Source organism: Fibrella aquatilis (assembly GCF_017353255.1).
GTDB classification, from domain to species: Bacteria; Bacteroidota; Bacteroidia; order Cytophagales; family Spirosomataceae; genus Fibrella; species Fibrella aquatilis.
Genome location: NZ_JAFMYU010000009.1, coordinates 42,675 through 64,164 on the forward strand (window position 1 = coordinate 42,675; position 21,490 = coordinate 64,164).

General features: G+C 50.8%; 15 protein-coding genes. 9 read left to right on the plus strand and 6 right to left on the minus strand.

The window, feature by feature from the left end:
* The first annotated feature begins 128 nt into the window (after window positions 1-128).
* The gene (locus J2I48_RS12845; RefSeq protein ID WP_207335859.1) at window positions 129-1,127 is read left to right on the plus strand and encodes a hypothetical protein; all 999 of its coding nucleotides are present in this window, start codon (window positions 129-131) and stop codon (window positions 1,125-1,127) included.
* Window positions 1,128-1,226: 99 nt separating this feature from the next.
* Here the strand turns inward: J2I48_RS12845 and J2I48_RS12850 are convergent, their stop codons facing one another.
* From J2I48_RS12850 to J2I48_RS12875, 6 genes are all read right to left on the minus strand, one after another.
* Complete coding sequence (locus J2I48_RS12850; protein WP_207335860.1) at window positions 1,227-2,231, minus strand: hypothetical protein; 1,005 nt, start codon at window positions 2,229-2,231, stop codon at window positions 1,227-1,229.
* Window positions 2,218-4,047: an ORC-CDC6 family AAA ATPase gene (locus tag J2I48_RS12855; protein ID WP_207335861.1), complete on the minus strand. Its 1,830-nt coding sequence runs from the start codon at window positions 4,045-4,047 to the stop codon at window positions 2,218-2,220. The genes J2I48_RS12850 and J2I48_RS12855 overlap by 14 nt, the downstream gene beginning before the upstream one ends.
* Window positions 4,047-5,144: an HD domain-containing protein gene (locus J2I48_RS12860; RefSeq protein ID WP_207335862.1), complete on the minus strand. Its 1,098-nt coding sequence runs from the start codon at window positions 5,142-5,144 to the stop codon at window positions 4,047-4,049. The genes J2I48_RS12855 and J2I48_RS12860 overlap by 1 nt, the downstream gene beginning before the upstream one ends.
* Before the next feature lie 7 nt (window positions 5,145-5,151).
* Complete coding sequence (locus tag J2I48_RS12865; RefSeq protein WP_207335863.1) at window positions 5,152-6,201, minus strand: DNA cytosine methyltransferase; 1,050 nt, start codon at window positions 6,199-6,201, stop codon at window positions 5,152-5,154.
* Between the two features lie 214 nt (window positions 6,202-6,415).
* The gene (locus J2I48_RS12870) at window positions 6,416-8,584 is read right to left on the minus strand and encodes a YWFCY domain-containing protein (RefSeq protein WP_229376204.1); all 2,169 of its coding nucleotides are present in this window, start codon (window positions 8,582-8,584) and stop codon (window positions 6,416-6,418) included.
* Window positions 8,581-9,276, minus strand: coding sequence for a M23 family metallopeptidase (locus J2I48_RS12875; RefSeq protein ID WP_229376205.1), 696 nt, complete (start codon window positions 9,274-9,276; stop codon window positions 8,581-8,583). The genes J2I48_RS12870 and J2I48_RS12875 overlap by 4 nt, the downstream gene beginning before the upstream one ends.
* Before the next feature lie 168 nt (window positions 9,277-9,444).
* Here J2I48_RS12875 and J2I48_RS12880 point away from each other — a divergent pair, with 168 nt between their 5' ends.
* The 8 genes from J2I48_RS12880 to J2I48_RS12915 all read left to right on the plus strand — a co-directional run bounded on the left by J2I48_RS12880 (window position 9,445) and on the right by J2I48_RS12915 (window position 21,146).
* A complete protein-coding gene (locus tag J2I48_RS12880) occupies window positions 9,445-9,765 on the plus strand; it encodes a hypothetical protein (protein WP_207335865.1) in 321 nt (106 codons plus the stop codon).
* An 8-nt stretch (window positions 9,766-9,773) separates the two neighbouring features.
* Complete coding sequence (locus J2I48_RS12885; protein ID WP_207335866.1) at window positions 9,774-10,073, plus strand: hypothetical protein; 300 nt, start codon at window positions 9,774-9,776, stop codon at window positions 10,071-10,073.
* Window positions 10,074-10,090: 17 nt separating this feature from the next.
* Complete coding sequence (locus J2I48_RS12890; protein ID WP_207335867.1) at window positions 10,091-12,847, plus strand: toprim domain-containing protein; 2,757 nt, start codon at window positions 10,091-10,093, stop codon at window positions 12,845-12,847.
* Window positions 12,848-12,886: 39 nt separating this feature from the next.
* Entirely contained in the window at window positions 12,887-13,576 is a 690-nt protein-coding gene (locus J2I48_RS12895; RefSeq protein WP_229376207.1) for a hypothetical protein, read from the plus strand.
* A gap of 51 nt (window positions 13,577-13,627) precedes the next feature.
* Window positions 13,628-13,975, plus strand: coding sequence for a hypothetical protein (locus J2I48_RS12900; protein WP_207335868.1), 348 nt, complete (start codon window positions 13,628-13,630; stop codon window positions 13,973-13,975).
* A 177-nt stretch (window positions 13,976-14,152) separates the two neighbouring features.
* Window positions 14,153-14,818 carry a hypothetical protein gene (locus J2I48_RS12905; protein ID WP_207335869.1) on the plus strand — a complete coding sequence of 222 codons (666 nt, stop codon included), beginning with the start codon at window positions 14,153-14,155 and terminating at the stop codon, window positions 14,816-14,818.
* 81 nt (window positions 14,819-14,899) lie between these two features.
* Window positions 14,900-15,610 carry a PD-(D/E)XK nuclease-like domain-containing protein gene (locus tag J2I48_RS12910; RefSeq protein ID WP_207335870.1) on the plus strand — a complete coding sequence of 237 codons (711 nt, stop codon included), beginning with the start codon at window positions 14,900-14,902 and terminating at the stop codon, window positions 15,608-15,610.
* 442 nt (window positions 15,611-16,052) lie between these two features.
* Window positions 16,053-21,146 carry a helicase-like domain-containing protein gene (locus J2I48_RS12915; protein ID WP_207335871.1) on the plus strand — a complete coding sequence of 1,698 codons (5,094 nt, stop codon included), beginning with the start codon at window positions 16,053-16,055 and terminating at the stop codon, window positions 21,144-21,146.
* The last annotated feature ends 344 nt before the right edge of the window (window positions 21,147-21,490 follow it).

Below are 21,490 nucleotides of genomic sequence, written 5' to 3' on the forward strand. Positions count from 1 at the left end.
AAACAGTGGGTTATAAAGTTATAGATCGTTGATTTACAATTAGTTATGTTTTATTGAATTGGCTATTTTTATATCAGTAAACGGCCTGAGAGACAGGCCGGATTTTAACCCCAATCATACTGATAGCCATGCGTAAGGCCAACGTTAACAACCACTTATTGACTACCGAATCATGGGATACGATTTGCTTTCCCGTTAACTCTGAACCCGTTCGTTCGGTACTTGATAGCCCGTACCGGATGATTCCCACCGACCGGCAAAACTTTATTGTCGGCACCATGCCCGACGAGGAACGGCAAATCTTCGCCGTGCAGTCGGCGGGCTACTCGCTGGTGCCTAATTCGGTGATCCGCGATGCCGTGACGGAGGTAGCCGGCGTAGAACAGCCGGTGCATATCCGCTACAGCCGGAACGGTGAATACAACATTAACGTGATCCTGCCTGATGAAACGACGGTTGGGCCAAACGACGTGATTCAGCGGCAATTGACGTTTACCAATTCGTATACGGGCAAATCACAGTTTACCATTCAGGGGACGGAGATGAAGCGGGTACGGCAGCAAAAGGTACGGGTGGCCTACTACCGCCAAATTTGTTCAAACGGCATGATGGGCTGGGCCGACGAGTTCGTCAGCCTCGACCAGTATCTTAACTGGCTGGCGACGGGGACAACCCCCGACAAGGCGAAAGTAAAGGGTCTGGAATGGGTGTATGAGAGCGCCGAAACAGAACGGGCTTACCAGCACATCTTTACCCACCGGGGCATCAACCTGAAGCAGTTCCAGGCGTTTCTGGTCAACTTCCTCCGCGACTTCATGCCGTATGCCAAAGAGTGCCCCAGCCCCACGCACGACGTGTTTAACCTGATGCAGGACACGGCAGTTACCAACCGGGAGGAAGCCGCTAAACTGGTACGGAAGGTGGGTATTTCACAAAAATTGGTCGAGGCCGCTCTGGAGCGTATGGCCACCGAGGAATGCCTGTTAGGCACCCGCCCCAACGCCTGGCTGTTGTACAACGGCGTGAACCACGCTCTGTTCAACGGCAACACCGGACTGACCCTACCCGCCCGCTACGCTCTCGACGAAAAGGCATTCCACGCCATCGCCTCGCAATACATTCTGTAGAGTAACCTGACTGCCTTGAATGGCAGTCAGAAGTGAATGAAGGGGTAAGTAAAATTTACGCTAATTAGAAAGAACAATTACTTAAGAATTAATCCAAATTTATTGAGACACATGAAAACTGGATAAAATATTGGGAGTGTATATGTAACAAAAATCATCAGCGGATGAATATCCTCTTATGTTATATTTATTTGCAGCAGCATAACAGATTTGAGTTTCAGGGAATTCAAGACAGTATAAAAATACTCCAAGAGTTGACAGCTTAGTATTAAGCGTTGCAATAATTGTGTTGAATTCTCTGTACTTAGATAAATATTGTTTTAAATTTTTATGAGTTTCGTCAGGATCTGTACAAGAAAAAGAAAATTGGTTAACTTCCTCCCTACGAATAGTTAAGTTTCTAAAATTAAATTTGTTTACTTTATAATGTGTTTCATTAACAGAGGTAGATTTCTTGCCAATCCCGAACGAGACTTTAGATGGTTCGAAGATATCGATAAGTTTCCTAGCACGTTCCTCTTCAAATCCAAGTAAGATGACAAGATGTATAGCTTTAGCTGGATTCATATTCCCCGCGTAACCTAATATCGAACGTACATCTCCTACTCCTTCTGTAAGCCACTTAGTAGCCTGAGAGTCACCAACAGAATATTCCTTCGCAGCAGCATATATAAATGTAATCTTACATTCTGAATTATGAAAAAATATAGTCAATACTCGAATTAGTATTAAAAGCGCCTCATGCGTAAAAGTGGTAATATCAATCACACAAGTTCGAATGCCTTTTACGTCAAGTTTGTTAAAAGAATTGACAAAACTGTTGGCAGTGAATATCGGATCACTTAATTTCATCGGTACCTCTACAACTGAATTTTCAAACTGTTTAAATAACACAGACTTGTTAGTTACGAACTTGGACCCCAATCCAACCGAATTTTCGCTATAGCATACTAATGAGTTACTGATGCTAGTTTGTGTTATAGCTTCAGCAACTGATAAACACCTGCTCTCGAAGCTGACACAACATATAAACAAATCAATATTTTCTTGATAAAATGAGGTTAAATCAGATAGTTTAACCTTTTTAACATTAGTTATTTTCATCGTCTTTGAAGAGTGTTTGTTGTCCGTTTTCTTTGCGAAGTTTATCCTCGCTCAACCATTTTGTCTTGAATTTTGCTACAAAGCTTTTGTAGTCTTTCATTGCTGCTCTTAAGTCTGAATTAGTAATAAATTTGTCACCTGCAAAACTCTCAGCGATTAAATTAAAAGATGGAGCAAGACGTCTACTTAATGTGTAACGTCTAGTACGGCCAGTACCTTCACGGTTACTTAGAGTGCTTTCCTGAAGATAGCCGTAACGGACTCCAAGTTTAAGCACTTCTTGGATATCTGGTTCAGGATTGTGAGTCAGAGCGATTGAGATCACTCGGCGCGTAGAAGATTCAGAGAAGAGAATAACCTCGAACATGCCTCCCATCGAATTTATTAAGTTACGCAACTTAAGAGCAGTGCCTGTGCTGGTGGAATCATCACTTACCAACTTGTCCAAATCTTCGTGTAAGTACTCTTCTGAATAATTTCTTATTATTCTACTTTGGGTAGAAGGGTTTATACTTAACACCTGCTCACTTTCGTGAGCTTTTATCTTAGCTGCCTTTTCAAGAGCTGCCCTCTCGGCACTATACATACGGGAAGCTAGTTCCAAAAAATGCCGGATTATACCAGATGATATATCTGCCATATCTCGAAACCCAGCGTAAAGGAAAGTCATTCTTGACTTGCTTGGCCCACCCAAACTCTTAAGATATTCAGAGGCCGCATATCTATAGCTTTTATCTGTTGCGCGGTACGCATCAGGCGTGGATATTTCTCCTGATTTTATTTTATCGTATATAGCGTCAATCTTGCCTGTCTGCACCTTGTCAGCAGGGAAGAATTCATAAGCGGAGATGTCAAAACCTGAATTACTTAGACGCTTTTCTACAATAGCACACATGCGGTCCCGATAATGGTCTTTCTGGGATGTGTACAGCGTAGCAATATTTACCTCATTGAAGTCGTGTGGAGAGTCTATAGTGATTCCACTTGAGGTTCGGAATGTCAAATAGTTTAATTGCGTAGAAATTTTAAGACTTACACGTGCGCTTGTACGATAAGACACCCATGTATTCAGTATAAGAGTCTGAGTAGTACTCAAATTGTCAGCGTCGTCAATTAAAAGAAAAATCGGTCCTGTCGGCATAAATGAAAGCTGCCGTAATCGATCTAGTAACGGATATAGAAAATCTAAATATACGCAAATAGAATCATTGTAGCGCAGGGGTTCCTCGCTGAAGGAAATACTTCTTACGTACCTGTCAACATCATTTTTTAAGCGAAAACAAATATTCTCTATCTCCTCAAATATTTTACTAGCTGATGCATCGTCAGGCAAGGAATCTATCACTTTATCATAGCCGCTCTCCCGTACCTTCTGTATAAAAAAATTGTAAAAATTTACCGTTTCTTGGTTTACTTCTGGACTACTATAAAAATCAGAGTTAACAATTTTGGACAGACTGTTAAAAGTTCGAGTAGCTATATATGTTACAAGCAGATGCTCGTTAAGAAGCAGGTTCGCATGTCTTTGTATACGTTCAAGATCAACTATATTAAGGCTAGTTTGCTTGATTGGTACATAAATAGCATAGTAGTCGTGTTCGCGCAGTTTCTTTTCCTGCTTTATTTCTTGGCAATCAGGCAACATAAAACGGAACATCATACTTTTTCCTGAACCGCGAGGGCCATTCAAAAAAGTATGGCCTGGCTTGGGTACCCGCTTAAAGTCAGCGAATACATCCACAAATAATTCAACAGTGTCTTCCGCTGAAATATCTTCAGGTGTTTGTACTGCAAATGGGTCTGAAGATATGTTCATTATGTTGTTGGAGTAGAACTTGTGAAACGGCGCTGAATACGTTGCTTTAGAATAGCACCATTGATGATTGTACCTTCGAACATGATGTCTGGACCACACATACCCTCAATCGTAGTTGCCAAAAATTGTGGGTAACCTCGCTCTTTTAATTGGTAGCCAATAGGTTCATGGATTGGAGACCGTGTATCGTCGTCAACTACGTTGATTTTCACGGTGATAGTTTTTATTTGTAACTCTGCCGGAAAAAAACGCATGCAATAAACACACTCTTGGTACATTTTATATGTCCTATTAAATATTTCGTCGAGTAGATAGACGTTATCTATTATCTCATTCCCTTCCTCGTCTTTCTTGCCCTTGGTGCTGGGAGTGTCAACCTTAGCAGCAGGTAGTTCAAAACTAAGCTCAATCTCCTGTTTTTCCGAGTAAACATCCACCGAATAGAGGGCTTCAGCATACGCATGGTATACTTCACTTGAAGTTGGAAGTATACCTTGCTCATGAACGTATCTCGCGCTCCGTGTGCGATCATCAGCTAACTCGTCAGCAAATCGAAGGAGAGATGCAAGAAATCTTGGACGAAAGGATACACTATTGAAAGTATCTTTAATAGGCAATCCTTTTTCTATAGTATCCTTATCTCCATCAGGCAATTTACCACCATGTGCTCTAGCAATACGTCCGATGTAAACCTGTTCTGTCCGGTCTACATCTAAATGCTTTAGTAGCGGTTGAGTATTCTGTTCGTGCCCGGTTCGACCTCCAATAATGTGTCCAGCATCATGAACTTGAATGGCTGTTAATAGCATGAATATCTCATATGGGCCTAACGGGTAAGGCTCTGTAGTTCCCAATAGGTCTGATGCTCGCTGTATAACAGTTTTAATGTGCCCTGGTCCGTGGTCAGTTAAATAGCCACCATCGATCATCATGGCCACCTGATTCACATTATTATGGACGTTACGCTTCAACCAAGATTCAAATTGGGTGTATGCATGATAGTAATTGTCATTTGCAACATCTGGGAAGTGGTTAGCTTGATCAGGTTGCTCAGTTGCTTCCTTAAGACGCGTAACAAGTGTCTTGACACGTGGCATGACTATATTAATTATACTCTAATATAGCGTTAAATACAGCTCGAGCTAACAGAGGCGGTACAGCATTTCCCACCTGTTGTTGCTGAAAACCAATACTTCCCTTGAACTCAAAACCATCAGGAAAGCTTTGGAGACGCGCAGCTTCGCGTACGGATAGACCTCGATGCTGAGTTGGGTGGATAAGCATATTTTTACGGTAGTTACCAATTACGATAGATGGACGCTGGGCATGTAATCTATGATATATACCGGTATGGCAACGCGAGTGGTCCTTGTAATTGTCCATCAACTCAACAGGGATATTTTCCCAGTTGCCACCTTGTGGAATGTGAGCATATCGTCTAATTACACTAGTGGCGTTACGAGATACTAGGTGACCAACACATTCCTTAAGATTTCCTCTTAGTGTTTGTGCATAAAGTGAGGGTTTTACCTTACGATAAGGTAATCGATCAAGACTTGCACCTACTTCAAGTGGAGGTAGATCGGCTAATGCTTCTTCGACAGTTACAGTTGGGGTACATGGTTGTTGTACGTACACACTATGGCCATGCAGGGAGGCAATTGCAAAAAAACGGTTACGTCGTTGCGGTATGCCGAAGTTCGCAGCGTTTAGCACTTGAGAAGAAACGGTATAGCCGAGTGATTGTAGTTGGTCAAGGACAGTGTGAAGAAAAAGACCATCTGCTGTCTCCGTGAAACCTTTTACGTTCTCGAAAACAACCCACTCGGGAAGGGGTGAAAACATTTGCACCACCCGCAAAAACTCGGCATATAACCAATTATTACTGTTTTGTGCTGAACGTGTACGTTGATTAGAAGTTGAAAAGCCTTGGCATGGAGGTCCGCCAAAGACAATAAGTGGTTTATGTCTGGGTACGTCAAGATGCTCCAACTTTCTTATGTCGTCATCGAAAAGTATTACGTTGGGATGGTTGGCGCGGTAAGTATGGGCAGCCTGAGGATCGTTCTCTACAGCAGCATATACACGAATACCTGCTTGGCTAGCACCAACACTCATGCCACCAGCCCCTGAGAAGAGGTCAACACCAATCATTTCTGTTATGCAAGTTGTTATGAACAAAGTAAAAAAACGATTTTATGAGTTACATAAGATCATTGATGTTCGTAACATAATGCCTTAACAGCATCTATCAAACACATAAGGGAAAATATGGCAAATAAAAGCCACTCTAGATCTGGTCTTAATCTTTCAACTCACTCATCAAAGGGAACGGATTACTAGAATTTAAACGCTCTTTAGGCTGAACCTATATCTTTTTCTCCCTAAACACAATTCCAAAATCGGCTACTTCGAAATCGACCAAGATTTGAATGTCTTCCTTCACCCGTTTGTAGTTGTCCTGGAGGAGCTGGGCTTTGTATGTCTGGCGGAGGGCGGGTGTTAGGTTGGCGGGGTCAATGCCATACACGTCGTGAATGAGGGCGTTGAGATCGAGCATGGGTGGTAGCTTGTGGGGCTTTTTCATCTGCTCGGTTTCCACGCCGATGAAGCACTTGAAGGTTTTTAGGTCCTGCTCCTCGCCGAAATTGTCCATGAACTGCCCGACGAACTCGCCCTGTTTGAGCCGGGAGATTTTAGCCGCCGGAATCATCTCCGTGAGTTGCTGCGAGACGTTGATGGTCGTGTCGTTTTTCGAGTACGTGATGGACTCTTTCGCTTGATTGGTTTTGCCAAACCGGCGCGAGAGCTTCTCCGCCGTTTCGTAGACCACCGTGCCGGAGAACACATTGGCACCGAGGTTCATGATGACCTTGGCCTCCTTCTCGCCGTAGTCGCGGGTGAGTTGCTCAAAATCCTGGATGCCCAGCCACGTGGCCACCCGGTTCGAGCGGGCGGTGGCAATCAGCAGATCCAGCCCTTTCAGAAACATCGTCGGTAACTCATCCCAGAACAGGGCCGATTTGAGTCGGCCTTTCCGGTTCACGAGCTTCATGAGCCGGGCGGTGTAGAGCGAAAACGCCGTGCCGTAGATGGCCGTGCGGTCGGGGTTGTTGCCGGAGCACAAAATCTTTGGGTCGTTGGGGTTATTGATGTCGAGCGAGAAGTCATTGCCCGTCATCACCCAGTACAGCGTCGGGCTGCTGAGCCGCGCCATCGGAATCCGCACCGATGAGATCTGCCCTTCTAATTGCTCCATCGCACCCCCGTCGCGGGCATCGATGAACGGCCGCACGTAGATTTCGACCTCCGGGTACTGCTCCATCAGGGCAAACGTCTCGTTATACTGCCGGTTGATGAATTCCAGCGTGTGCGGGAAGGTGCAGCAGTTGGCCAGCCGTTGGTAGGCGGCAATCAGATCAGGGTTTTGGTCGGTTTCCGGTTTCGCCAATTCCGCAGTCAGCAATGCCCGGTATTTTAGGGTAATAGTTCGCAGATACCAGAGCACCGACGTCAGGAAATTGATGGCCGATTCGGGGAAAAACTCACCCTGTTTCTGCGCCCACGTCCGGTTCAGGTTCAGCATCACCGTTTGGGCCGCTTCATAGGCGTCCATCACGTCGGTCATGCCGTCGGCGTCGATGGGGTTGCAGCGGTGCGAGTATTCGATATCGTCGAAGTTCAGCACGTAGAACTTGGGGATGACCGGATCGCGTCGGCGCTTACGTTCGGCTAGCTGATCGGCGGGCGTCCAGGCGTAGGTGTTTTCGGCCAGCGTCTTGCGGTAGGCATTGTAGGCTTCCTCGGTTAGGTCCGGGAATTTAAAATCATAGATATAGGCCGTGTAGCCTTTGAACAGGCTCTGCCACAACGCCTGAATGAGCACCGCAAACGACTTACCCGACCCCTGCAAGCCCAGCACCATGTTCGACCGGAACGGATTGACCACATTGATCAGCCCCCGCCGCCATTGCCCTTTGTAGAAGTAGGTTGTCTGGAAATGGATCGAAAACTCGTTCTGCACCAGCGTCTCGTTCTGCGGAAACTCTTCATTGGTATCATTGAAAATGTCGTTGGGTGACCGCATGAAGAGGATCCGCGAGAGGTATTGCCCACCTTTGATAAGCTGCATCGTGCCGGCAATGGTTAGGCCGATGTATAGCACATCGACCGCTAGCGGGGTGATCAGTGTCTTTGCGTACAACACGGGAATGGAGCCAATAAATAGTAGCAGCCCAACCGATGTGTAACGAAGCACCTGATGTTGGCCAATGGTCGGGTCAATCTTACCCTTCGAACCAACTGCATATAGAAAGAGTAACAGCAGCACAAACGCCTTGCTGATAAACGGGTTTCGGAACAGGCCCATCCGATTATTGAGTGTAGATAGAAAACTATATAAATAGCTACGTAGCCAGGTAGCTCCTTGTGTTAGTTCGTGGCAGAACCACAAACAGTGGAGCAGGAGCAGGCCCACGGCCACGATAATGAAGAGTTCAACGGTCTGGGTGTGGCCCTCCCGTTGTTTGGCGGTCATTTCTGCCATACTGGTAATGCAGTGTTAGTGGGTTGGTAATTGGTAATGCGGTTGAGGTGCCGCTGGTACGTGTTTACAAATTCAATGGCCAGCGTGAGGTATCGCGCGGGGTCAACTGGTACGTCCTGCTTCAGCACACTGTAATGCAGATGAACACCCGTGGCCCGTCCGGTACGGCCGGTGATGCCCAGCGTTTCACCGATGTGCACCCGTTGTCCCGCTCGCACAAGCGTCATGGCTAAATGGCCATACAAGGTTGTGTAGGAGTTCAGGTGATTTACCCGGATGTACTGCCCCAAGCTCGCTGACTTCCCAATGGCCACCACCACCCCGTTCGCAGCGGCCCGCACGTACTGATGCGGGCCGGCTATGTCGATGCCATCATGATGCCGGATGGTGCGTAGGGTCGGGTGGCTACGCCAGCCAAATCCCGACGAGATCCGGTTGCCCGACCAGTCGCCCAGCGGAGGAAGACAGGGTATCGACTGCGCCAATTCCGGCGACAGCCAAAACAGCGTGTCAAACAGCCTGACTGCCTCGTCAGACGATACCGCCTGAATGTGTCTTCGCCACCTATCCGCCGTGCTGTCTGGCTCGTCTACTGGCGGTTGCCAGGTATTGACCGAGCCTGCCATTGGGTACGTGCTACTGCTACTCTGAGCTATTGCCTTTCCCGTTAGAAGACCACCCATAAGCCCACTCAGTATCAGCCAATTCGCTATTATTTTCACTATAATCATGCTGGCTGTCCTTTTCTATAAACAGCAAAAATAGTGGCAAAAGAGTCAAATATTTAAAATAGTAAAGTAATTTAGATAAAAAATTAAACTAAAGCAATGAATAAAAGTAATCCGTCCCCAATGCCGCTAAACGCGGAGCAGTCAGCGCGGTTGATGCAACTATTCCGGTTCTCGCCCACCATCAGTTCGTTACCAACGGCACAAGTAATGGCCAGCGAACCAACTATCTGGCACCCCGTCCTGACGGATATTCACGACCAGGTGGTCCACACCATCAGTCCGGTGCTGGTGCGGCAGCAGGTAGCATTAGCGGGGCTACCCCCTACCCTATCGTTGATTCTATTGGCCCCGCCAACGGCTCAGTCAACACCGCAGATTGGCGCGGTCAACAGTCAGGGCGTTACTGATCAACTGGTACCGATACCCAAACAAACGCTGTAATCCTGACCATGCTTTATCTGACAACCCTGGAAGAAAAATGGGGCCGGGAGCGCATACACCAGGCTATTCAACCCCTGTTTATTGGCGACGGCGAAGAACCCGGCGACCCACCTATCACCGTTCTGAACGCCTCGGTCAATGATCCTGACTTATGGAATGCTCTCACGCTCGACGAACGCGAGTGGCTGTTCCTGGCCTTCACCGAGCTTCAGCACGACCTCACCGAACTGGCGGGCGACCTGCACCGCGTGACGGAGCCTGCCCTCGGTGGCTTCGAGTTGAACCGCGACCTGTCTCATCCGCTTTAATCCAACGCTTCCTTTTCGTGAAACAAAAAGCACAAAACCGCGCTACCCGCGAACAGTTGGCTATTCTGCGCCACCTCAACAAAGCAGGGGTACGTTACCTGGCGTTTGGCGACTATGCCATGAATGCCATCGACCCGGCCAGGGCCATTGGCAACGTGCAGCTCTGGATCGAGCCAACCCGTGCCAATTTTGAGCGGCTCGACACCGCCATTAAGGAAGTCTACGGCCCCCGCGTTCTGACGCGCTCGAACCCCGACCTGACTGACAACCCTCAGCCTAAGAAGATGTTGACCCTAGGCGACGGGCCGCAAAAAGTGGGCTTGTATCCCGCCATCAACGGGTTCGGGGCCACGGAGTTCGGTGAGTTGTTCACCCGAGCTCAGACTAACCGCGCCGCCTTGATTACCAATCGGGGGAAACTAGACGGGTCGGTGGCCTACCGGCAGCTCGACGTACCCGATCTGTATCAGAATGTGCGTGAATCAACGGCTTACCACAAAGCGTGGAACATTCAGACGCTGGAGAAGTACGCTGATGACCACCGTATCGAACTACCCACGGCTCAACGTAATAACCCAAATGTAGCTGAATCAAAGCAGCAGCCAGCGGTAAAACCGGATACGCAATCTGGCCCGTCTGAACCGACGCAAAAGCCGACAGAGCCGGTTACGTCACCGAAGCCTCATGCGGAAAAACTGGTTCGGGACTTCGAGGCTATCAAACGGGATCTTGATCTGGAAGTGGTGCTCCAGGATTATGGGTTTCAACTCGACACCAAAAAGTCGAAGCCGAGCGATGAATGGCTTATCTACGAACGGGGAGAAAAAGGGGCTAAGGAACGGCTGGCCGTATACACGGGTGATAAGTACGGGCAGAAGATGTTCGTCGATATGAACGATCAGCGCGGCTGGCGGGGCGACGTGATCAAGTTTCTGGAACGGGTTGAAAACGGTATCTACCGAAACGTATTCAAAGCCGTTGACCGCATCATGTCGTCGGCAGATTACACGTTGCAAAAAACCGTCACGGCTCCACTCAAGTCGGTGAAGGAGAGCCTGATCGATACAAAACTGCGCGAGAAAGACCTGCACGGCCGCTATGCTATTGCGCCCCTGACCGATACGCGCTACCTCGAAGGCCGTTCGCTGCAAAAAGACGTCTTGTTTTCTCCGGAGTTCGACGGGCGCATCAAGAACGTTTCCTTCACCTCCGACAAAGGCACGACGCACCATAACACGGCCTTCCCGATGTACGCGCAGGACGGTCACCTCGTCTCGATGGACATTCGAAACGAACGCTTCAAGTCGTTTCCATCGGGGGAGCGGGGTGAGGCTATGTGGCATTCCAATCGGTTCTACGAATTGATCATGCCACTGGCCATGCACGAGCGGCACGCATTACCCGTTGGCACCACGGGCACCGTGCACCGGCACAGTGCCGATACGGTTTCGTTCAATTTTGTGGAAGAAGGGAAGCCGCGTCAGGTGCAGTTGCCCCTCGAATCGGCCCGTGGTGCGTTCAAAGAGGTGTCCGCGCAGCGCATCCTTGTGGCGGAGTCGGCCATCGATGCCTTGTCGTTCAAGCAACTCAACCCGGAAGTAGAGGGAGAACGCCGGTTCTACATGGCCACGGGTGGCCAGCCGGGCAGTCGGCAAATGGGCTTTATCCAAAAGGTGTTAGATCGAAACCCGGAAGCTCAGTTCGTCATCGCGCAGGACGGCGACAATGCGGGGTTGCGCTTCGCGATTAATTACCTCGGCCTCACGCACCCGGCGGCTGATCCGGCCCTGCGTATCAAACCAGAGATTGCTTACTCCGGCCCGAACCTCCCGCCCAACCCGCTGGCCAACGTGCTGGGACCAAAGTTCGTATTTGACCCAGAGGTGAAAACCTTTGCCGACGTACTCAAACGGTTCGACATCGTGGACGGTACGTTGTCGGATGGCCACAAGCTGGCCATTAACCATCAGGATCGATTCAGAGAAATTATGCCGGAGGATTACGTAAAAGCGGCGGTCGAGATGGTGCAGTCGGTGATCCCGGCGTTCGTCTACGCCAAAGCGTATGGTGTGCCGTTGCAGGAGGAGGTGGGCAAGCTGGCGCAGTCCGAGTATATGGTGGGCAAGGTGGGCAACGAGTTCCGGTTTGCGCGGGAGCGGGCCATGATCTCAGCCGATGAGATGGACAAACGGATTCAGCACCACAAGGATGCTAAACTGGAGAAGGACCTCTATTCGGGTGTCAACAAGCTGGAACTGGAATTGCGTCAGCCCCTCACACCCGGTGCAGGGGGATCAGACAAGGCACAGCAACGAAACGAGGTGTTTCTGGGCAAATTCCTCGACGAGATGAATCGCTTCACGAAGCAGTTTCACTACAACGGCGATGCCAATGACAAGGAAAAAAAGGTGCAGGAGTTTCAACGAGAAACACTGCTCGATGGGCAATTGGGTCAGGCTGTAACGCGTACCCGTATCCACTTTCCTAACGATGGCCGCTTGCTGGTCAAAGCCCTGACCATGCTGACGGAGGAGATCAATGGGCGACAGGGTCAGTCGCTCTACCATGTGGTGCGCCCGACCCGGCAGCAGAAAGATTTGAACGACGTACTGCAAAACCGGCAGGGCGAACCCCTCCCCGATTCCAGTCCGCTGAAGGTGGGTGCCCCGCCTACCATTCGTCCGCAGCGCGAAGCCAACGTGGAACAATCTGTAAAGCAGTCAACGCCGGAACCCGTGGCTGAAACGGGCCGGTCATACCGTACTAAACTTTAACCACCCCCGCCGTCAGACAGACGGCGGGGTCTTTTCCCTATGAAAGATACCCCCTCCCCTACCCACGCTGAACTGGATCAGGTTGGCCCGGTCCGTCAGGCACCTACCTCGCCCGCCGACGCTTATCCAACTAATCCCTACTGGTCTAAGTCCGGTGCTGAGGTTTCTCCGCCGTTACCCAATGCCAAACCGCAGTCGGCTGGTCACCCCCCGTTGTTTGATCCCCACTTGATTGGCGCGATCAGCGAGGCGGTGCACGAAGCTGGCCAGCAACATCGGGATGAACTGTCTCACCTGTTGGCCGACTGGCTTCCTCAATTGCCCACCAAACTAACGCCCGCAGTGGAGGCGCATTTAGATAAGATCGTTCCGAAGGTTGTCAAGGTCGAACACCCTGGTCGGCTCCTGCTCCTGCTGGTTCGCTGGTTAACTGCTGGTATGGTGCTGTCAGGTTTGCTGGTCGGCGGCCTACTATATGGATTACTGCACCTGCGACAGGAACGCGACGCGTTTGCGCCCGGCTACTGGCAACATCGCTACGCAACGGCCAAAGCTTCTGTGGAGGGGTCTCCCCTACTTTGCCGGTGGCTACAAGGCGCAGATACGCTTTACGCTTCGCCGGATTTTAAGCAGGAGCTAACCCGTCTGGAAAATATTGTCGAGGCGCGCCACCAGCAATACCTGCTGAAACAGCGGGAACGCGCGTTGCTGAAGGCGGTGAAGCAATAGGCAATTCTGAACTACCAGTCGTAGTTTAGGCGTCAATTAACGCCTCTGTTTATGAACCCTCCTTTCGAACTGCTTTGGTCGGACGAAGCCCGACTGACGTTCAACCGGCTGCCCATTGACGTGCAGGCTGCCTTTCTGAAACAGTTGCCGCAGCTAATCACAAAATACGCTCAACTATACAAAGATCGCACTGACCCGGAGCAGGTCGTGGGCACGGTGTCACACATGCAGGTTCCCGACTGGGGGATGTGGTTGCGGATGGGAACCGACTACAATGAGTATGATGATGAACCCGTTTTATTGATTTATGAACTGGAGGAGTTGACCAGTCAGGAGTTTGAGCAGTCAGTTCGTGAAGCCCAAATTATGCCCGGTCGTATTAATCCTAAGCGGCAATAAGGCAATCAAGGGGTATCCACAAACTGCCTCCATTAACCAGAAGCGGGCGTAAAGTCCTGACTATCAATACAAAGATAGCTAACTATTCAGCTATATAGCTATCTTTGTGCTGTTGAAACCGGAGACGCTTGGCCGGATGAACCCAGGCACTAACTCACTTATTTTTCTTAATCAATTATGAAATCGTACCAGCACGAAACAGTCAACACTCAGGGCGAAGTTGTCATTGCCAACCGCTACCGCTACATCGAAGGCGAGCCAAAACAGTACCGCTATAACTCGCAAACCGGGCAGTTCAATATCGACGGGGACACGCTTGTACTTGACAGCAACGGCAAGCCTGTCCGGGAGTTTTCTTTTCAGCCGTTTGTCTTCCGGGTTTTTGAAGATGGCCTGTTCAACCGAAACCGCGAACCGTGGGCCGAACTGTTTTTTGTCGATGCGCTGAACTGCGTGTCAAGCATCATGTTCAACGGTACAACCCTCGCGGAGTTGCGGGGCGTTTTCAAAAAGCTCTTGTACGAAGGTGCCGAACCCAAGTCGCTTTGTCATGTGGTGCTCACGGTCCGCCCAGAAAAATTGACCAGCAAGACCGACCCGACAAAATCGTGGTTTATTGGCCGGTTCACCTTCGGCCCTGCCCCTGCTGAAAAGGTGCAGGAGTTAGCCGAATACGCCGCTGATTACCCGATCTACCGCCGTGATACGCTCAAGCAGACAGCCAATTACCTGAGCTTTTCCGAGACGTTCGCGCTACCGACCACTGACGTTATCGCGTTGCCTGCTGGCGAACAAGACGTTTCTACAGCTATCGGGCAGGAAGCCACTACCCTAGTTGTGTAGTCTTTTATTTCTCTAGCCAGCTAGTTAACTATCTGACTAGAGAAATAAGTTTAAAATTAGCTAACCAGTTAGTTCACTATCATGCTATTCCAACCAGCCAATTACCGGTCGTACCCAGCGTATGCCAATTCTGACCTGACCGAATTTGAGCGGTTCTTAACCGCACAGCCTAACAAACTACCCGTAGCTGCTTTTGCCGAAGGATCGGCGTTCCATCAGCTTGTCCTTGAACCACGCTGTGGCCGACCAATCCCTTCCGACATTGATCGGGAGCGACTACAAAAAATGGCCGCTGCCGTTCGGACCACCCGATTCGGACGCTGGGCGTTGCAATGGGGACAAAAAGAACAGCCCCATCTGTTTCGGCACCCGGCTACGGGCTTACTCTGCAAATGCCAAACGGACCTAACGCTTCGCCACGGCCTGGTCATCGACATCAAAACGACCCGCGCCCGCACGTACCGACAGTTTCTGGAGTGCTGCGAGGCATATCAGTATGACCGACAGGCAGCTTTCTACTTAGATGGATTAGCGGCTAAACGGTTTGTGCTGTTAGGCGTTCAAAAAACGGCCCCATTTCAGGTGTTTTACTTTGAGCCGACCGCCGATGCTATCGGCCAAGAGTTTATTCAGCAAGGGCGCGAACGGTATAATCGGTTATTATCCATGATTGCCCGTTCTTCGTTTCGTCCCTCGTCCTGGTCACATGAGTATGCGGGTGACAGCATGATGCAACTGAGCGAGTTGCACACATCGCAAGTCAGTTTGGTCACTAGTTTAGTAGCCTGCTAATTTACAAGCAGAGTAGCTGAATAGATAACTATTTAGCTACTCTGCTAATCAAGGGGTAATCTATCCCGTAAGTTTTCTATATAGCTATATGACTACTGCGCTACTTACCCCGCCCGGCGATGGCTACCAGCGAGCCAGACTGATTGTCGAGCTTGGGCCACTATTGCTGGTAGGGAAGGAAGGGTGGGTAAAAACAGAAAACGAAAAACACCCAGTGAGAGGGGTCAAACAGTCATTCCGATTTGTATCAGCCACAAACCATGATCTCATTTTTAGGGTATATGCGGACGAAATTGAGTTGTTATAGTGCCGATTAAATCAAAGGGGTAGGGTGAAAGCCACATAAATCAAGCGGGTCGTAAAAGCCTGATAGATAGCAAGTTGACTATATAAATAGCTGAATATTTGGCTATCTTTATAGTGTTAAACTAGTCAGCTATCTATGACCCGTTACCCTACACCACGTACCCGCCCGGCCTCTCCCCGGCCTGTTATCCTAATTGCCAATCAAGTTGTGCTGTTTGGTCAGCCCGGCATTATCCCACCAACCCGTACCAACCCGCAACCGCCTATTTCGCACCAAACAGAAGCTGTAACGGGCGAAGGCACGGACAAAAGCCCGGTTGAGCGGCTACATAGCTTCTGCCCGGATGCAGCCTGTATACCCGTTGGCAATGCCGCCAAATTGCGGGCCAACCTTGCCGCCATTGATACGCTGAAAGCGATTCAGCAGCAGAACCGCCCAGCGACACCCGACGAGCAACGGCTACTAGCCCAGTACACAGGCTGGGGCGGTCTGTCGGCCATCTGGAAAGCGGATGAATATAGAGCCTGGCAGGATAGCCAAACAAATGCCACCGTATTCATTGACGAATTGGTAAAGCGATGGGGGAGCCAGTACGGACATACCCGGCAACGGTTGGCCGACCTGCTAACCCCCGCCGAGCAAGCCGCCGCCGAAGCCTCAACCCTAAACGCATTTTACACAACTCCCGAAGTCATAGCGGCTATGTGGCAGGCCGTTGAACAGTTCGGCTTTACGGGTGGGCGCATCCTGGAACCCGCCGCAGGAATCGGCTATTTTATCGGGATGATGCCCCCGGCACTCCGCGAACGGTCGGCGTGGGTAGCGGTTGAAAAAGATAGCCTGTCGGGGCAGGTGATCCAACAGCTTTACCCCGACGTTGAGACCTACGTTTGCGGACTGGAGCAAACCCACTTTGAGGCTGCCAGTTTTGATTTAGTCATTGGGAATGTACCGTTTGGCAGTTACTCCGTTTATGACCGGCAGCACCCAGAGCTAACCACGTTCCCAATTCATAATTACTTCATCGGGCGGGCGGTGCAGTTGGTGAAGCCGGGCGGCTTGGTTGCGCTGATCACGTCGGCGGGTACGCTCGACGCAGCGGGTACAGAGTTTCGGCACTTCCTAACCAATGAAGCCAACGCCGATCTGTTAGGGGCCATCCGGTTACCATCCAACGCGTTTGAGGCCAACGCCGGAACCGTTGTTACCACCGACATACTGTTTCTACAGAAGCGGACAGGTGCGGGGCGTTCTGTTGCTGCCCATCCGTTTGAACGGACAATGACGGTCCGGGCCGAAACACACGACGCGAAAGGCAATGAATTAGAGTCTGTCAGAACGTTGGCTGTGAATGAGTATTACCACGCTCGGCTCGCCATGATGCTCGGCGATATGCACTTTGCTGACGAGGTAGGCAAAGGCGGATTGTACCGGGCCGACCAGCCGACGCTATACCAACAAAATCCCGACCAGTTGCCCCAGCTTCTGACTAATGCCATTGCTCAGTTACCAACCGCCATTTATAACAGCAGTGGCCCCCAAACAGCGCCAACGAGGTTGGAAAGTGGTTCAGCCCACTTTAGCGAATCGGTAACGATTAAAGGCAAACGCTATAGCCAACCGCTCATCATTGCCCAATATGAACGAGTAAAAAAGGCGTTTGCCGACCTAAGAATAGCAGAACAGGCTGATAGGGGAGAGGCCCTTACCAACGAATTGCGGTTTGCCCTAAACCAGACCTACGGGTTATTTACGCGCTATTTCGGTACGCTCAACCGAAACCGGGCCGTTGCGTTTTTGGAGGACTATGACCCGCAGTTTGCCACCGTTCAGGCGTTAGAGATTGTTAGTCGAATGGATAAAGGCCACACGATTACCAAAGCCGATATATTCCGGCAACGCGTACACCCCGCCACCCATACCCCGGAACGGGTCGAGACGTTGGCCGATGCCCTGCGGTTGTCGATTGCCTTAACGGGACGGGTCAGTTTAGAGCAGATAGGCCGTTGGCTGCAAAAGCCCGTGGCTGATGTAAAACGCGAATTAATAGCCGCAGAAATGGCCTACCCAAATCCGGTTTCGGGCCAGTTAGATGACCGGGATACCTACCTATCTGGTAACGTGCGGAAAAAGCTGGCCGAGGCTACCAACGCCGCCCAAACGTATGCCGAGTATGCCGTAAATGTGCGGGCGTTAACTGCCGTTTTACCCGCGACTATACCCGCCCCGCTCATTACGTTTCGGTTGGGGTCGGCCTGGATTCCGGCGCAGATCATCGACGCATTCATCGAGCAGACTTTACAGACCAATTGCGTAACGGTTCGGTATAATGGTCGGGTAGGGCAGTATGAGTTGGATGGCATGGGCAACGTTTCATCGGTGCAAAACCGCTCGTTGGGTACGTCACGCCGAACGGCCATGCAACTGATCGAAGCTGCTTTACAACAACGTACCGTCGTGATTACTAAAACTATAGTTGATGCGGAAGGGCAGGAGAGAACGGTCAAAGACATAGAGGCGACTAGCCAGGCGGTACAAGCGCAGGAGGCTCTAAATGAGCTATTTATTGACTTTGTGCGTGACCACCACAGCGCGGATATTGAGCCGGTTTATAACGAATTGTATAACAGCCACGTGCGTAAAACCTACCGTGAACCGGCCTTGACGCACTATCCGGGCGCATCGCCAGCCATTCAGTTACGGTTACACCAGTTCCGGGGCGTGGAGCGGATCAAGGAGCAGAATACGTTATTGGCTCATGCGGTGGGGTCGGGGAAATCGTTTACTATGATCTCGGCGGCGATGGAATTAAAGCGGTTGGGCGTAGCGCACAAGCCTATGATCGTGGTACAAAACTCAACGCTGAATGACTTTGCCCGTGCGTGGCGAACGCTGTATCCATCGGCTATTATTTACGTGCCGCAACCTGCCGACCTGGAAGCAGGCAACCGCAAGCGGTTTTTGCAGCGCATCGCTACCAATAATTTTGACGGGGTGCTGATTCCGCAAAGTTTCCTCAAACTCATTCCCGACGACCCGGCCAGCGAGGAAGCGTTTATTCAGGAAGAAATAGGCCGGGTAGCCTATGCCATTGCCGCCGCCGCCCGGCAGGGTCGCCAGAAACCTATGAGCGTGAAACGGTTGAACGAACTGAAATTACGGTTGGCTAACCGGCGCATTCGGCAGGCCGACCGCAAAAAAGACGAGATGCTGACCTTTGACCAGTTGGGCATCGACGCGCTGTTTTTGGACGAAGCGCACCGCTACAAACGGCTTGGCTTCTTCACGGCCCGCCAAAATGTGAAAGGCATTGATACGGCAGGGTCGGAGGATGCGCTGAGCGCGTTGTTCAAGTGCCGCACAGTGCAGGCACGGCGGGGACGGGTGGTGCTGGCAACGGGTACGCCCATTAGCAATACGATGGCGGAAGCCTGGACGACGTTACGCTTTATTGCACCCGACCGGCTAAACCGAGCCTTGCTGGCTACGTTTGACCAGTTTGCCGGGGCGTTTGGTACCGTCATTCAGTCGTTTGAACTGACCGCAACGGGTAATTTCAAGGCCGTTGAGCGGTTCGCCAAGTTTGTCAACGTGCCGCAGTTGTCGGAATTGTACCGCGCTTACGTTGACGTGGTGCTGAATGAAGACGTAATCGAATTCAAGCGGGATGCTACGTTACCGATACTGAAAGACGGGCAACATACCCGGATTGTACTGCCACAAACAGAGGGTGTGGCCGACGAGTTGGACCGCATCAAGCACACGTTACGATGGTTTGAGAACTTAAGCGGAGCCGAGAAGCGCGATAACTCACACATTCCGTTAGTGTGTTTCGGGCAGGCCCGCAAAGCGACAATTGATGTACGGCTGCTGGATGCCGAAAACCCCGACGAAGCCGGGTCGAAGTGTAACCGACTGGTAACAGAGGTATTGCGGATCTATTGGGAATCGGCCACGTACCGGGGAACACAGTTGGTCTTTGCCGATAATTACCAAAGCCCGTCCGTTCGTGGATGGCTGGATGAAGCAGGCGAAGAGCGGACAGCCCGACGGTTTAACCTATTTGACGACATACGGGCGAAGCTAATTGAACAGGGCGTACCGGCTATCGAAGTGGCAGTTGTACCCGCCGAGGCTGATAAGCGCGAACCCCTGTTTGCCAAAGTCCGCACGGGTGGGGTACGTATTTTGCTGGGTACGTCGGAGCGGGCAGGCGTGGGCGTCAACGTGCAGGAACGGTTAGTGGCCGTTCACCATATGGATGCGCCAAACCGCCCCACCGACTTCGAGCAGCGAAACGGGCGGCTGATTCGGCAGGGCAACTTACATGCTGCCTGGGACTTACCGGTAGAGGTGCTGACCTACGGCGTTGACCGGACGCTCGACGCTACGGCCTACGGGCGGTTGGCCATCAAACAGAAGTTTATCAATCAGGTATTGAAAGGCCATATTGCCGACGACCAAATGGCCGATATCAGCGCGGATGATGACTTCGCCGCCATGTCATTCGATCAGATGATGGCGACGCTGTCGGGTTCACAATATGCCCTGTTATACACCACGAAACAGCTTGATTTGTCACGGGTGATGCAGGCCCGTAAGAACTGGCAACGGGGGCTGATGGATGCCCAATGGCAGGTAGAAAACGCCCGGCAATTTATCAAAGTCAACACCCCATTACTAGCCGAGTTGGAGCACGAAACCGCCATCTTACAAGCGCATTTTGGCATTCCCTACGCCGTGAGGAACGTAACGGTAAACGGCACGACTTACACCGAGAAGTGGGGTGAAGCTGTTCAGCATCTTATGGAACAGGTTAAAGGAGCCGTGAAACGCCACGACGTGCAGCCGAAAACAATGCAGGTAAATGGCCTTACGCTGACCCTGACGGGTGAACGCTCCCAAGAATTGATCGGTGAGCTTTTGCCTGGTCAAGTCGTTGTCCGCTACAGTTGGGGCCGCAATGTGTCGGGTGTGGTAGGTTCGTCTAACGGGCTGTTTTCATCCCTGAAAGCCGCCATTGCCCGTGTTTACGAGGCCCCCGCCCAACTCATCCGCGACCTGGAACGCGCCCGGCTCACCGAGCAGGAATTTGGCCGGAAACTCGCCCAGCCTTTCCGGCAGGAAGCGGAGTTACACCGCCTCGAAACCGAAGTAGCCGACCTGAAGCGGAAGATGGAAACCGAGGGCGAATCAGCAGAAGCAAACGTTGCTGAGTTGGTTGCCTAATTGTCACCCGCGCCAATGCTTACGGGTATCGGCGCGGGAAAAAAGAACTAAAGGGGAATAATCGAAACATTACTTTTTCAAGAACCCTTGTATAACTCAGGTTATGAAAACTTGATTCTATACCTAGGTCAGCAGGCAGGTAAACCCATTGCGCGTCATTAATCAAGGGGTACCGGCGGGGAACACCCTTCGGGCCATCCCCGCCGGGTGCGCGCGGGCAGCATCTTCCGGGTCGCGCCCTCACCACTGCGTGGCCGGTTGCCCCCCAAAAGACCCTGCCCGGTCCGCGCACAAATCAAGGGGAAGGGCAAAGGCAATGAAAAAATCACATCGGGCGGATAAAG

Coding starts and splice junctions, on each gene's coding strand:
- J2I48_RS12880 (WP_207335865.1), top strand. CDS start 9,445: ATGCCGCTAAACGCGGAGCAGTCAGCGCGGTTGATGCAACTATTCCGG.
- J2I48_RS12855 (WP_207335861.1), bottom strand. CDS start 4,047: ATGAACATATCTTCAGACCCATTTGCAGTACAAACACCTGAAGATATT.
- J2I48_RS12910 (WP_207335870.1), top strand. CDS start 14,900: ATGCTATTCCAACCAGCCAATTACCGGTCGTACCCAGCGTATGCCAAT.
- J2I48_RS12850 (WP_207335860.1), bottom strand. CDS start 2,231: ATGAAAATAACTAATGTTAAAAAGGTTAAACTATCTGATTTAACCTCA.
- J2I48_RS12860 (WP_207335862.1), bottom strand. CDS start 5,144: ATGCCACGTGTCAAGACACTTGTTACGCGTCTTAAGGAAGCAACTGAG.
- J2I48_RS12915 (WP_207335871.1), top strand. CDS start 16,053: ATGACCCGTTACCCTACACCACGTACCCGCCCGGCCTCTCCCCGGCCT.
- J2I48_RS12875 (WP_229376205.1), bottom strand. CDS start 9,276: ATGGGTGGTCTTCTAACGGGAAAGGCAATAGCTCAGAGTAGCAGTAGC.
- J2I48_RS12865 (WP_207335863.1), bottom strand. CDS start 6,201: ATGATTGGTGTTGACCTCTTCTCAGGGGCTGGTGGCATGAGTGTTGGT.
- J2I48_RS12845 (WP_207335859.1), top strand. CDS start 129: ATGCGTAAGGCCAACGTTAACAACCACTTATTGACTACCGAATCATGG.
- J2I48_RS12900 (WP_207335868.1), top strand. CDS start 13,628: ATGAACCCTCCTTTCGAACTGCTTTGGTCGGACGAAGCCCGACTGACG.
- J2I48_RS12885 (WP_207335866.1), top strand. CDS start 9,774: ATGCTTTATCTGACAACCCTGGAAGAAAAATGGGGCCGGGAGCGCATA.
- J2I48_RS12870 (WP_229376204.1), bottom strand. CDS start 8,584: ATGACCGCCAAACAACGGGAGGGCCACACCCAGACCGTTGAACTCTTC.
- J2I48_RS12905 (WP_207335869.1), top strand. CDS start 14,153: ATGAAATCGTACCAGCACGAAACAGTCAACACTCAGGGCGAAGTTGTC.
- J2I48_RS12895 (WP_229376207.1), top strand. CDS start 12,887: ATGAAAGATACCCCCTCCCCTACCCACGCTGAACTGGATCAGGTTGGC.